The sequence below is a fragment of the Streptomyces sp. rh34 genome (assembly GCF_002551245.1).
Taxonomy (GTDB): Bacteria; Actinomycetota; Actinomycetes; order Streptomycetales; family Streptomycetaceae; genus Streptomyces.
The window spans coordinates 1-12,184 of sequence record NZ_NTGZ01000221.1; the positions used below are offsets into that span (position 1 = coordinate 1).

The following is a 12,184-nucleotide window of genomic DNA, read 5'->3' on the forward strand; positions in this document are numbered from 1 at the left end:
CGCGCCGGTCGGGTTGCCGCGCACGGGGGCGGGCGGGGCGGCCCGCCAGACGCCGTCCGGGGTGAGCGCGAGCACGCCCTCGGGGCCCAGGGACGCGATCACGGAGTGGGCCCCGCGGCGGCGGGCGTCGCGGGCGGCGCGCAGCGGTTCGCGGGAGCCGGTCAGCTGGGCCAGCTCCTCGGCGTTCGGCTTGACCAGGTCGGGGCGGGCGGCGATGCCCCGGCGCAGCGGTTCGCCGCTGGTGTCCAGGAGCACGGGCACGGCGGCGGCGCGGGCGATCCGGACCAGTTCCGCGTAGGCCCCGACATGGATCCCAAGCGGCAGGCTGCCGCAGAGCGCGACGGCGTCGGCATCCGCGACCAGGTCCTCGTACGTCCGCAGGAGGGCGGCCCACTCGGCGGGGCTCACCTGCGGTCCGGGCTCGTTGAGCTGCGTGGTGTCGCCGGTCGCGCGGTCGGTGACCGCAAGGGTGCGGCGGGTGTTCCCGGCGACGGGCACGAGGGCGTCGCGCGGCGGGAGCGGGGCGAGGAGGTCGCGCAGGACGCCCCCGGTGGCCCCGCCGACGAAGCCGGTCACCACGCTTTCGTGGCCCAGCGCGCCGAGGACCCGGGCGACGTTGAGGCCCTTGCCGCCGGGGCGTTCGGTGACCTCGCCGACCCGGTGGCTGCGGTGCGGGACGAGCGCGTCGACGGTGTACGTCACGTCGAGCGCGGTGTTCAGGGTGACGGTCAGGATCACCTGCCGGTCCCTCCCTCGGTGCGTGGCCCCAGCGGTGCGCGCACCCGTCCGTGGCGCGCCAATCCGATGATCATGTCAAAAGGGAGGGCGGTCGGCCCAGCCCCGAGGGCCGACCGCCATCGCTTCGTTACGTGCTCACCGGTCCGCCTAGGCGGTCTTCGGCTCGATGATCCACTCGCCCCGGCGCATGACGCCCCTGAGGACGAAGTCCTCGTCGAGGACGACCAGGTCGGCGTTTTTGCCCGGGTCGAGCGAGCCGACCCGGTCGTAGACGCCGAGCAGCCGGGCGGGGTTGGCGGAGATGGACCGGACGACGTCCTCGACGGGGATCCGGTCGAGGGTGACGGCCCGGCGGAACGCGGTGTCCAGGGTGAGCGTGGAGCCGGCGATCGAGCCGCCCTCCACCAGCCGGGCCACCCCGTCGGTGACCTCGACCGCGAGCGGGCCGAGCTGGTACTCCCCGTCGCCGAATCCGGCGGCGTCCATCGCGTCGGTGATCAGCGCGACACGGCCCGCGCCCTTGTGGCGGTAGGCCAGCTCCAGGACGGCCGGGTGCAGATGCGTGCCGTCGTTGATCAGCTCGACGGTGATCCGGTCGTCCTCCAGGAGGGCGGCGATCGGGCCGGGGTCGCGGTGGGCGAGCGGCGGCATCGCGTTGAACAGGTGCGTGGCGACGGTCGCGCCCGCCTCGATGGCCTCGACGGTCTGCTCGTACGTCGCGTCCGTGTGGCCGATCGCGGCGATGACCCCGTGCTCGGCGAGGAGCCGTACGGAGCCGATGCCGCCGGGCAGCTCGGTGGCGAGGGTGAACATCCGGGCGGTGCCGCGCGCGGCGTCCAGCAGCTTGCGGACCTCGGCCGGGTCGGGGTCGCGCAGCAGCTCCTCGCTGTGGGCGCCCTTGCGGCACGGCGAGATGAAGGGGCCCTCGAAGTGGATCCCGGCCAGGTCGCCCTGCTCGACCAGCTCGGACAGGACGCCCGCGCGCCGGGCGAGGAAGTCCATCTCGCCGGTGACCGTGGAGGCCACCATGGTGGTGGTGCCGTGCTCGCGGTGCGTACGGATGCCGGTGAGGACCTCGTCGACGGTGCCGGAGGTGAAGGAGGCCCCGCCACCGCCGTGGTTGTGCATGTCCACGAAGCCGGGGACCACCCAGTGGCCCGCGAGGTCGATGGTCCGCGCGCCCTCCGGTGCGGAACCGGAGATCCGGGTGCCCTCGACGGTCACCCGGCCGTCCTCGACGGTGCCGGTGGGGAGCACCACCCGGGCGCCGGCGAGAACGGTGCTGTCTGCTGCGCGTCCGGCCATCAGGCGGAAACCTCCGTGGAGAGTAGATCCCAGGCGAGCAGCCCCGCGCCCAGGCATCCGGCGGTGTCCCCGAGGGCCGCCGGGACGATGTGGGGCAGTTTCTGGAACGTGACGCGTTCCTCGACGGCCGCACGCAGTGGTGTGAACAAGGTTTCCCCGGCTTCGGCGAGACCGCCACCGATGATGAGCGTGGCGGGGTCGAGAAGGGTGAGCGCGGTGACGAGGCCGGCGGCGAGCGCGTCGACCGCGTCCTGCCAGACCCGGACCGCCGCCGGGTCGCCCGACTCGACGGCCTTCGCGCAGTCCGCGGCGTCCGCCCCGGGGTCCCCGGAGGCGGCGGCCCAGGCCCGCGTCACCGCGGCGGCGGAGGCCAGCGTCTCCAGACAGCCGCGCTGGCCGCAGCCGCAGTCGGGGCCGTCGGGGCGGACCACGATGTGGCCGATCTCGCCCGCGTAGCCGTGGGCGCCGGCCTCGATGGTGCCCGCGATGCCGATGGCGCCGGCGATCCCGGTGCCCAGGGGGACGAACAGGAAGCGGTCCGCCCCGCGTCCGGCCCCGATCCGGCCCTCGGCGAGCCCGCCGGTGCGGACGTCGTGGCCGAGGGCGACCGGGATGGAGCCGAGGCGCTCGGCGAGCAGGGTGCGCAGCGGTACGTCGCGCCAGCCCAGGTTCGCGGCGTACACCGCGACGCCCTTTTCGGCGTCGACGATGCCGGGCACGGCGACCCCGGCGGCGACGGCGCTCTCGCCGAGGTGCTCCTCGCCGTGGGCCCGCAGATCCGCCGCGAACGCGAGGATGGTCTCGACGACCGCGTCGGCGCCGCGCTCCCGGCCGGTGGCCCGACGCGCCTCATGGAGGAGGGTGCCGTCGGTCCCGACCAGTGCGGCCTTCATTCCGGTGCCGCCCACATCGAGGGCGATGACATGTCTCACGGGAGACAGTTTCGCCCGCCGGCCCCAAAAGGTCTAGTCCACTAGCGTGGTTTGTTGCGCACCCATACAAAATGATGAACGAGTGAAGGTCGGCCCTTTTCTGCCGGAAAGTCACGCATGGGGTCTCGAACCCGGGGGAATCCGGGTCAAAGGTCTGGACCAAGATACGGCTCGCGGCTCCCGACTGCCAGTACGCGCAAGTCAGTTGTGGCCCCCAGGACCCGTATACGTTGCTGAAGCGATATGCCGGTGGTGTAGACCTTCGCGTCGCCAATGGGGGAAAATCGCAGTTCATCCGGATGGTGTCCAGGACAGGGCGGCACTGCCGCGGCCGATTCAGAGGCCGTCGGCCGACGCCGTGCGCACCGTCCGTGAGCCAGGCGATCAACGAGGATGGGCGAGGCTGTGCAGCGGCGCTTTTTGGGTCTGACCGCGGTGGTGGCCGCGCTGGGAATGACGGCAACGTTGTCGGGCTGCGGCGGCGACGCCGAATCCGGCGATGTCACGCTCAAGCTGGTCGCCGCCGACTACGGCACCAGTCCGGAGAACAGCTCCGAGAAGTACTGGAGCGGGGTCGCGGCGGGCTTCGAGAAGGAGCACCCCGGCATCAAGGTCGACGTCACCGTCCTCCACTGGAAGGACGTCGACCGCGAGGTCGCCGCGATGGTCAAGGCCGGTGACGCCCCGGACATCGCCCAGATCGGCGCGTACGCGGACTACGCCAAGGCGGGCAAGCTCTACACGGCCGACGAGACGCTCGCCATCCGCACCACGGCGAACTTCCTGCCGAGGCTCGCCGACGCGGGCAAGATCAACGGCACGCTGTACGGCCTGCCCTTCGTCGCCAGCACCCGGCTGCTCTTCTACAACGAGAAGCTCTTCGACCAGGCGGGCCTGGACGCCCCCGAGACCTGGGACGACATCCGGAGCGACGCCGCCGCGCTCAAGGCGAAGGGCGTCGACTACCCCTTCGCCCTGCCGCTCGGCCAGGAGGAGGCCCAGGCCGAGACCCTGATGTGGCTCCTCAGCGGTGGCGGCGGCTACACGGACGACGTCGGCGCGTACGACATCGACTCGGCCGAGAACGTCGCCACGTTCCGCTGGCTGCGGGACAACCTCGTCGGCGAGGGCCTCACCGGCCCCGTCGCGCCGGGCAAGCTGGACCGGGCGAAGGCGTTCGAGGAGTTCGCCGACGGCAAGGTCGGCATGCTCAACGGTCACCCCACCCTGATGGACAAGGCCGAGGCCGAGGGCATCAAGGTCGGCATGGTGCCGCTGCCCGGCATCGACGGCCCGGCCAAGGGCTCCATGGGCGTCGCCGACTGGATGATGGGCTTCAAGGAGAACGGACACCGCCGGGAGATAGGCAAGTTCCTCGACTACGCCTACTCCGACGAGAACGTGCTGGAGTTCGCCGACCAGTACGACCTGCTCCCGGTGACCGGCAGCGCCTCCGCCGCGATGGAGACCGACGCGAAGCACAAGAAGCTGCGCCCGTTCCTGGCGGCCCTGCCGAACTCGACGCTCACCCCCTACGCCAAGACGTCCTGGGCCACGGTCAGCGACGCGATCAAGAAGAAGATCGGCAGCGCGGTCGCGCCGGGCAGCAATCCCGAGAGCATCCTCGGAGAGGTGGCGACCGAGGCGACCCAGGCGGAGGCCGCCGAGTAGCGGCCGCGGACGCGGTGTCGGGGGCGGGCATTAGGTTGGCTGATATGACCGCCCCCGACCACGAGCACCACGACCCCCGGACCGAGCCCGCCCCCGGCGCCGACGAGCTGTCCGTACGGGACCGGGCACTGCTCGCCCTGGAGCGGCGGTCCTGGGCGGGGCCCGGGGCGAAGGAAAGGGCGATCCGCGAGGAGCTCGGAATCTCGCCGGTCCGCTACTACCAGCTGCTGAACGCGCTGATCGACGACGAGCGGGCGCTGCGCGAGGACCCGGTCACGGTGAACCGGCTGCGGCGCGTGCGCGACGCGAAGCGCGGGCGGCGCTGAGCGCTTCCTGCCGGGGGCTCCGGCCCCGGGCCGCCGGAGGCTCCGCCCCTCGAACGCCGGAGAGGCTTGAAGAGGCCGGTCGTCTTCAGGGCGCGCAGCCCATCACCAGGTCCACCGCCCGGTCCAGGCAGCCCCGTTCGCGGTCGGTCAGATACGGGTTCGCCCGCTGGCGGTCGCGGGCGAGGGCCAGATCACCGGCCGACGCGCCGCCGTCGTCGGCGAGTTCCGCGAGGAGCGCCGACAGCAGCGGCCGGACGTCCGCCCCGGCCGGGGACCCCGCAGCGAGCGCGATCCGGGCCAGGGCCAGGGCCGACATCGCCCGGTCGAGACCGGGCGGGCCCTCCGCCGCGCCGGACCAGTCGATCACCACCGCGCCCCCCTCCGTCAGCATCACGTTCTCCGGGTGCAGCTCCATATGGAGCACGCGGTCCACCGGGTCCGCCGAGACCCGGGCCGGTATGGCGTGGAGCTCACGCAGTAGACGGGCGAGCAGCGCGCCCGCCTCGGCCGCCCCCAGCCGCCCCGCCGGCAGGGCCTCGGCCAGGGTCGGGCCGGTCAGCCGCTGGAGCACCAGGTCCGTGGGGCGGGCCCCTTCGGCGGGCGGGCCGATGCGCGGCACGGGAAAGCCGAAGGCGCCGACGTAACTCATCACGGCCAGCTCCTCCGTGGTGTCGGTGCGGTCCCGGTAGCGGCGAAGGACCCAGGAGCCGTCGAGTGCGTACACGTCGGCGGTGCGTCCCGAGCCCAGAAGTTGCCCTGTGTGCATGGGGCCGAACCTACCCGGGCGCCCCGCCGAAGGGGAGACGCGCTCCCGCTTCGCCCGGCCGGGCCGCGAGATCGGCTCCGTGCCCGCCGGCGCGGGGCGCCGGAGCGCGTGCCGCGCGGCCCCATAACGCGGAGGGAGGGGGGTGAACGGGATCTCCTGCGCCGGGCGCCACCGCCGCTACGGTTTCGGCAATTCCCTGGTCCGGACCAACCCCCGCCGGATCCGGACACCCCTGAACCAAGGAGAGTTACGTGGAGAGAACCACGCTCCGCAGACGCGCCCTCGTCGCCGGCACCGCCACGGTGGCCGTGGGCGCGCTCGCCCTCGCCGGGCTGACCGGCGTGGCGTCCGCCGGCCCCGCGGCCACCACCGCACCGCCGGTCTCCGCCGACAGCCTGTCGCCCGGCATGCTGGCCGCCCTGGAGCGCGACCTCGGCCTGGACGCCGACGACGCCCGGAGCCGGATAGCCAACGAGTACCGCGCCGCCGCCGTCGCCGCCGGCCTGGAGAAGTCCCTCGGCGCCAGCTTCGCCGGAGCCCGGGTGAGCGGTGCGAAGGCGGCCCTGACCGTCGCCACCACCGACGCCTCCGAGGCCGCCCGGATCACCGACGCCGGAGCGAGGGCCGAGGTCGTCGGCCACAGCCTGGACCGGCTCGAAGGCGTCAAGGAGGCCCTCGACCGGGCCGCGCTGCGCAAGGCACCGAAGGACGTGCCCGTCTGGTACGTCGACGTCGAGGCCAACCGGGTCGTCGTGAACGCCGCGAGCACCGCGGCCGGACAGGCGTTCCTGAAGTCGGCCGGGGTCGGCAGCGGCCTCGTCACCGTCGCCCGGTCCGCCGAGCGGCCCCGCGCCCTCGCCGACATCCGTGGCGGCGACGCGTACTACATGAACGGCTCCGGCCGCTGCTCCGTCGGCTTCTCGGTGAAGCGCGGCACCCAGAACGGCTTCGCCACCGCGGGCCACTGCGGGCGGGTCGGCACCACCACCAACGGCGTCAACCAGCAGGCCCAGGGCTCCTTCCAGGGCTCGACCTTCCCCGGCCGGGACATGGCCTGGGTCGCCACCAACGCCAACTGGACGCCGCGTCCGCTGGTGAACGGCTACGGGCGGGGCGACGTCACCGTCGCCGGTTCCACCGCGTCCGTCGTCGGCGCCTCGGTCTGCCGCTCCGGCTCCACCACGGGCTGGCACTGCGGCACCATCCAGCAGCTGAACACCAGCGTCACCTACCCGGAGGGCACCATCTCCGGGGTGACCCGCACCAGCGTCTGCGCCGAACCGGGCGACTCCGGCGGCTCCTACATATCCGGCAGCCAGGCCCAGGGCGTCACCTCCGGCGGCTCGGGCAACTGCTCCTCCGGCGGTACGACGTACTTCCAGCCGATCAACCCGCTGCTCCAGACGTACGGGCTGACCCTGGTCACCAGCGGCGGGCCGACGGACCCGCCCACCGACCCGCCGACCGACCCGCCCACCGACCCGCCGGGCGGCACCTGGGCGGCCGGCACCGTGTACGCCGCCGGAGCCACGGTGACGTACGGCGGAGCGACCTACCGCTGCCTCCAGGGACACACGGCCCAGCCCGGCTGGACCCCCGCGGCCGTCCCGGCGCTCTGGCAGCGGGTCTGACCACCCCGGACCGGCCCCGGGTCCGACCGCCCGGGACCGGCCCGGCACCACCGAACCTCCTGAACCTCCCGCCTCCCGCCTCCCCGCGCCGAGGCCCCCCGAGGACTCCGAGGAAACAGTCATGACCCCACACATGGACAACGCGACCCCCCAGGAACCGAACGCGTCCGACGAGGCGTCGGGGGACCGGCGGCGGATCAGCCGCAAAGGTCTCCTGAAGGCCGCGCTCGTCGCGAGCGCCGCGCCCCTGCTCGCCGGAGGGGGCGTCGCGCTCGCCCGGGACGCCGCCTCCACCGGGAACGGGCCCCTGGCCCCCACCCCGGAGTGCGACGACGGCGACGACACGACGCCGCCGCAGATGGAGGGGCCGTACTTCAAGCCCAACTCGCCGCGCCGCACCAGCCTGGTGACCCCGGGCACCCCCGGCGTGCCGCTCACCGTGAGCGGCTACGTCTTCGGCCGGGCCTGCCGCCCCATCCCCGGGGCCCTGCTCGACTTCTGGCAGGCCGACACCAACGGGTCGTACGACATGGCCCGGTTCGCCTTCCGGGGGCATCAGTTCACCGGTACGGACGGGTCGTTCAGCCTCACCACCATCGTGCCGGGCCTCTACCCGGGCCGGACGCGGCACATCCACGTGAAGGCGCAGGCGCCCGGCGGCCGCATCCTCACCACCCAGCTGTACTTCCCGAACGAGCCGCGCAACAACACCGACGCCCTGTTCGACCCGGAGCTGCTGATGAACGTCCGCAGCGTCGGCAACGGCCGCCAGGGCACCTTCGACTTCGTCCTGGACGTCGCCCAGACGCCCGGCCCGACCGATCCGCCCACCGATCCGCCCACCGAGCCGGGGACCACCTGGTCGCCCGGCACCGCCTACCGCGCGGGTGACCGCGTGACGTACGGCGGGGTCGCCTACCGCTGTCTGCAGGCGCACCAGGCCGTGTCGGGCTGGGAGCCGCCGAACGTCCCCGCGTTGTGGGAACGCGGGTAGACGAGGACACAGCGAGCGCACCACCGCCCGCGCCCCGTTCACGCCGTCCGGCGCGTGAACGGGGCGCTTCTCGCGTCCCTCCGCGCTGTCCCGACCCCGGGCCGCCCAGAGACGTTCTCGCGGATCGTCCGCACCATCAGCCCATCAGCCCACCAGCCGTCACTTGGCGTCCGCGTACCGCTCCACCACCGCCGTCGTGAAGGGGAACCGCACCGGCGTCTCCCCGAAGGCGGTCCGCCCGGCCAGCTCGCCCGCCGCGCGGATCGCCTCCGCGACGGCGGCACTCTCCCCGGCCGGGCAGTGCACGATCACCTCGTCGTGCTGGAAGAACACCAGCTGCGCCCGCAGCCCCTGCTCGAAGAGCGTCCGGCGCAGCGCGGCCAGCAGCAGCAGCGCCCAGTCGGCCGCGCTGCCCTGCACCACGAAGTTACGGGTGAAGCGCCCACGGGCCCGCGCCTGACCGCCGTCGGACGCGGCCCCGGACCCCTCCGGGCCCTCCTGGGGAAGGCCCGCCTCCTCGTCCTGGCCCGTCGGCGCGACGGGCGGGCTGGTCCGGCCCAGCCAGGTCCGCACCACACGCCCCTCCTCGCCCGCCCGCGCCGCGTCGTCGACATAGGCGACGGCGAGCGGGAAGCGGCGGCGCAGGGCGGCCAGGTTCTTCAGCCCGTCCCCGGACGTCTGGCCGTAGATCGCGCCGAGCAGCGCCAGCTTGGCGTGCTCACGGTCACCCCGGAACGCCCGGTCGGACAGTGCCTTGTAGAGGTCGCCGTCATGACCGGCCACCTCCATCAGGCCCCGGTCGCGGGAGATCGCCGCCAGCACCCGGGGCTCCATCTGGTCGGCGTCCGCGACGACGAGGCGCCACCCCGCGTCGGCGACGACGGCCTGCCGGATCACCTTGGGGATCTGGAGGGCCCCGCCGCCGTTGGTCGTCCAGCGGCCGCTGACCGTGCCGCCCGGCTGGTACTCGGGGCGGAAGCGGCCCTCGCGCACCCAGTCCTGGAGCCAGGACCAGCCGTGCGCCGTCCAGATCCGGTACAGCTTCTTGTACGCGATCAGCGGTTCGACCGCCGGGTGGTCCACCTCCTCCAGCTCCCACCGCCGGGTCGACTTCACCGGCATACCCGCCTGCGCGAACGCCTTCACCACATCGGCGGGCAGGTCGGGGCGGACCCTGCGGCCGAACGCCGCCGACACCTCGTCCGCCAGCTCGGCGAGCCTGCGGGGCTCGCCGCCGCCAGCGTACCGCTCGCCCAGCAGTCCGTTCAGCAGCTCCCGGTGGACGTCGGCGCGCCAGGGCAGCCCGGCCCGGTGCATCTCGGCGGCCACGAGCATCCCGGCCGACTCCGACGCGGTCAGCAGCCGCATCCGGTCCGGGTGCTCCGACGTGTCATGGCGGCGCACCTGGTCCGCGTAGACCCGCAGCAGCCCCTCGAACGGCACCCCGGGGCCCGACGTCGGCTCGAAGAGGGAGGACTGCGCGCCCGGTTCGGCGGACCGGGCGGGCGGGTCCGGCGGCACCGGCGCGTTGTCCAGCCGGGCCAGCGCGGCGGCGGCGGAACGGGGCTCGCCGAGCCTCCCGGCGTGCCCGAGCAGCAGCAGCTCGGCGCACTCGACGTCGTAGCACCGCTCGACCCGGACCCCGGCGGCCAGCAGCCGGGGGTAGATCTCGGCGGTCGACCGCCACACCCAGCGCACCACCTCGGGCCGGGAGCGGACCGCCTCGACGAGGTCGGGTTCGGCGAGGGCCGGCCCGGCGGGCGTGCCGTCCCGGGCCAGCGGCGCGAGCAGCGCCCCGCCCCCGTCCGCAGCCGCCACCGCCCACCGTTCGGTCATGGACGCGAGTCTGGCACCCGCCACTGACAACGCCCGGCAGCCGCGCGCCTACCCTTGGCCGGATGGAATCGGTGATCGACCGGGCGTGCGCGGCGGCCCTCTACGCGGAGGGCGACGCCGCCCTGGACACCGGCGCGTCCCTGCTCGCCGCCGCCCCGGACGCCGACGACGAGGCGCACCGGCGTGGCGAGGAGTTCGTGCGCCGGGCCTGGGAGCGGGGCTGGCACCCCGCCGACCTGGTCCGGTTCGTCCGCCGGGAGCTGGACGAGCGGCGGGCGGCGCTGGCCGGGACCCTGATCGCCGCCGAGACCGCCCGATACGCGGAGCTGCCGCCCCGCTGGCGCCGGCAGCTCGCGGAGCTTCCGCCGCCCGTACCGCGCAACCGGCCCGACCGGTTCAGTTACGCCGGTGACCTGCTGGAACTGTTCCGGGTGCTGCTGCGGCTGCCCGCCATCGAGCCCGTGGGACCACCGCCCGGCGCCTCCGCCGGCCGGCTGCACCGGCCGCCCGCCGCCGACGAGCCCCGCATGCTCACCCGGATCCGGGCCCTGCTGGCGAAGGCGGAGGCGACCGGCTTCCCGGAGGAGGCCGAGGCGCTGACCACCAAGGCGCAGGAGCTGATGGCCCGGCACACCATCGACGAGGCCCTCCTCGCCGCCCGGACGCGGAGCCCCGGGACGCCGGGAGCCTGCCGGATCGGGGTGGAGCCCCCGTACGAGAGCGCCAAGGCGATCCTGCTCGACGCCGTCGCCTCCGCGAACCGGTGTCAGGCCGTGTGGAACGACGACCTCGGCTTCACCACGGTCATCGGCTTCGAGCCGGACCTGGAGGCCGTCGAGCTGCTGTTCACCTCGCTGCTCGTCCAGGGGACCGCCGCGATGACCCGGGCGGAGGCCGGGCAGCGCGCCGGGGGCCGCAAGCGGACCAAGACCTTCCGGCAGGCGTTCCTGATGGGGTACGCCCAGCGCCTCGGGCGGCGGCTGGCCGCCGACGCCGAGCGGATCACGGCGGAAGCGGACACCGGCACCGGCACGGAGGGCGGCGGGGGCGGCGGACTGCTTCCCGTCCTCGCCGCCCGGGACGTCGCGGTCGCCGACACCGCCGAGCGGATGTTCCCGAGGACCACGTCCACCCGTCTGCGCGGGGTCCTGGACCTGGCGGGCTGGACGCACGGCACCGAGGCCGCCGACCGGGCCCGGATGGGCGGGGCGCGGGGCGGCGCGTCCCCCCGACCCGACGGGGAAATCACGGCGTAAGTCGAGCTTGTCCGAGATTGCACCGTTAGGCTCGGCCCATGAGCTGGCTCCGGGCGCTGAAGGAGACCGCCCGCTCGGGGCTGGAGATCGAGCGGCAGAGGCTGGAACCCCTCATCGCCTTTCGCGGTGCGGCCGGCCTCGCCCTCGTCGTCGGGGCCGGGCTCGTGCTGTTCGGGCCGGAGATCGCGGCGAGCTCCGCGTTCGGCGCGTTCCAGGCGGCCATCGCCACCTTCCAGCGCAGCTGGCGGCCCCGCCCCGTCCTCGCCCTCGTCTCCGGTGTGAGCCTCGCCGTCTCGACGTTCGTCGGCTACGTCAGCGGCGCGCACGTCGTGCTCTTCCTGTGCCTCCTCGGCGCCTGGACCTTCCTCGCCGGACTCGCCTGGGCGGCGGGCCCCACGGGCGGCATCATCGCCGCGTCGAACGTCGCGATCATGCTGGTGACGATCACCCTGCCGACCTCGGTCGTCGACGCCGCCGCCCACGCGGGGATGATCGCCGCGGGCGGCTTCGTACAGGCGGCGCTCATCGTCCTCTTCCCGGTCCGCAGATGGGGCGCCCAGCGCGACGCGCTCGCCGACGCCCTGGCCGCCGAGGCCGACTACGCCCGCCGCCTGCGGCACGACCCGGTCGCCCCCTTCGACCCGCTGCCGCTGATGACCGCCCGCAGCGCCGCCGCGGTCACCCCGCGCCAGGCCCGCCGCCGCCCGGCCGAGCTGCACGGGGCCCGGG

General features: G+C 74.3%; 10 protein-coding genes and 1 pseudogene. 6 read left to right on the forward strand and 5 right to left on the reverse strand.

Going from position 1 to position 12,184, the window contains the following annotated elements:
• From CR470_RS29220 to CR470_RS29230, 3 genes are all read right to left on the reverse strand, one after another.
• The coding region (locus CR470_RS29220) for a 1-phosphofructokinase family hexose kinase (RefSeq protein WP_097870501.1) at window positions 1–738 on the reverse strand (738 nt) is incomplete at its 3' end.
• Window positions 739–885: 147 nt separating this feature from the next.
• Window positions 886–2,043 (reverse strand): N-acetylglucosamine-6-phosphate deacetylase, encoded by a 1,158-nt coding sequence (gene nagA, locus CR470_RS29225; protein ID WP_097870502.1) that lies wholly within the window; start codon window positions 2,041–2,043, stop codon window positions 886–888.
• Entirely contained in the window at window positions 2,043–2,936 is an 894-nt protein-coding gene (locus tag CR470_RS29230; protein WP_373561452.1) for an ROK family protein, read from the reverse strand. Before CR470_RS29230 ends, nagA begins: the two co-directional genes overlap by 1 nt.
• Window positions 2,937–3,368: 432 nt before the next feature.
• Here CR470_RS29230 and CR470_RS29235 point away from each other — a divergent pair, with 432 nt between their 5' ends.
• Window positions 3,369–4,646, forward strand: a complete 1,278-nt coding sequence (locus CR470_RS29235) for an ABC transporter substrate-binding protein (RefSeq protein WP_097870504.1) — start codon at window positions 3,369–3,371, stop codon at window positions 4,644–4,646.
• 44 nt (window positions 4,647–4,690) lie between these two features.
• The gene (locus tag CR470_RS29240) at window positions 4,691–4,972 is read left to right on the forward strand and encodes a DUF3263 domain-containing protein (RefSeq protein ID WP_097870505.1); all 282 of its coding nucleotides are present in this window, start codon (window positions 4,691–4,693) and stop codon (window positions 4,970–4,972) included.
• An 85-nt stretch (window positions 4,973–5,057) separates the two neighbouring features.
• Here CR470_RS29240 and CR470_RS29245 read toward each other — a convergent pair whose 3' ends face one another.
• On the reverse strand, window positions 5,058–5,738 hold the full coding sequence (locus CR470_RS29245) for a phosphotransferase (protein ID WP_097870506.1): 681 nt from the start codon (window positions 5,736–5,738) through the stop codon (window positions 5,058–5,060).
• 251 nt (window positions 5,739–5,989) lie between these two features.
• Here CR470_RS29245 and CR470_RS29250 point away from each other — a divergent pair, with 251 nt between their 5' ends.
• Both CR470_RS29250 and CR470_RS29255 read left to right on the forward strand, forming a co-directional pair.
• Window positions 5,990–7,369, forward strand: a complete 1,380-nt coding sequence (locus CR470_RS29250; RefSeq protein WP_097870507.1) for an alpha-lytic protease prodomain-containing protein — start codon at window positions 5,990–5,992, stop codon at window positions 7,367–7,369.
• A gap of 133 nt (window positions 7,370–7,502) precedes the next feature.
• A complete protein-coding gene (locus CR470_RS29255) occupies window positions 7,503–8,363 on the forward strand; it encodes a dioxygenase family protein (protein WP_097870508.1) in 861 nt (286 codons plus the stop codon).
• Between the two features lie 159 nt (window positions 8,364–8,522).
• On the opposite strand, the gene CR470_RS29260 is transcribed toward CR470_RS29255, so the two are convergent.
• Window positions 8,523–10,199, reverse strand: coding sequence for a bifunctional 3'-5' exonuclease/DNA polymerase (locus tag CR470_RS29260; RefSeq protein WP_097870509.1), 1,677 nt, complete (start codon window positions 10,197–10,199; stop codon window positions 8,523–8,525).
• 62 nt (window positions 10,200–10,261) lie between these two features.
• Between CR470_RS29260 and CR470_RS29265 the strand changes: the two genes are divergently transcribed.
• Both CR470_RS29265 and CR470_RS29270 read left to right on the forward strand, forming a co-directional pair.
• Window positions 10,262–11,455, forward strand: a complete 1,194-nt coding sequence (locus tag CR470_RS29265; protein ID WP_097870510.1) for a DUF2786 domain-containing protein — start codon at window positions 10,262–10,264, stop codon at window positions 11,453–11,455.
• A 38-nt stretch (window positions 11,456–11,493) separates the two neighbouring features.
• A pseudogene (locus CR470_RS29270) lies at window positions 11,494–12,184 on the forward strand (FUSC family membrane protein); the annotation flags it as partial.

Excerpts from the sequence above, each read along its gene's own strand:
- CR470_RS29245 (WP_097870506.1), bottom strand. The coding sequence starts at position 5,738 with ATGCACACAGGGCAACTTCTGGGCTCGGGACGCACCGCCGACGTGTAC.
- CR470_RS29260 (WP_097870509.1), bottom strand. The coding sequence starts at position 10,199 with ATGACCGAACGGTGGGCGGTGGCGGCTGCGGACGGGGGCGGGGCGCTG.
- CR470_RS29265 (WP_097870510.1), top strand. The coding sequence starts at position 10,262 with ATGGAATCGGTGATCGACCGGGCGTGCGCGGCGGCCCTCTACGCGGAG.
- CR470_RS29240 (WP_097870505.1), top strand. The coding sequence starts at position 4,691 with ATGACCGCCCCCGACCACGAGCACCACGACCCCCGGACCGAGCCCGCC.
- nagA (WP_097870502.1), bottom strand. The coding sequence starts at position 2,043 with ATGGCCGGACGCGCAGCAGACAGCACCGTTCTCGCCGGCGCCCGGGTG.
- CR470_RS29230 (WP_373561452.1), bottom strand. The coding sequence starts at position 2,936 with ATGAAGGCCGCACTGGTCGGGACCGACGGCACCCTCCTCCATGAGGCG.
- CR470_RS29235 (WP_097870504.1), top strand. The coding sequence starts at position 3,369 with ATGGGCGAGGCTGTGCAGCGGCGCTTTTTGGGTCTGACCGCGGTGGTG.
- CR470_RS29255 (WP_097870508.1), top strand. The coding sequence starts at position 7,503 with ATGGACAACGCGACCCCCCAGGAACCGAACGCGTCCGACGAGGCGTCG.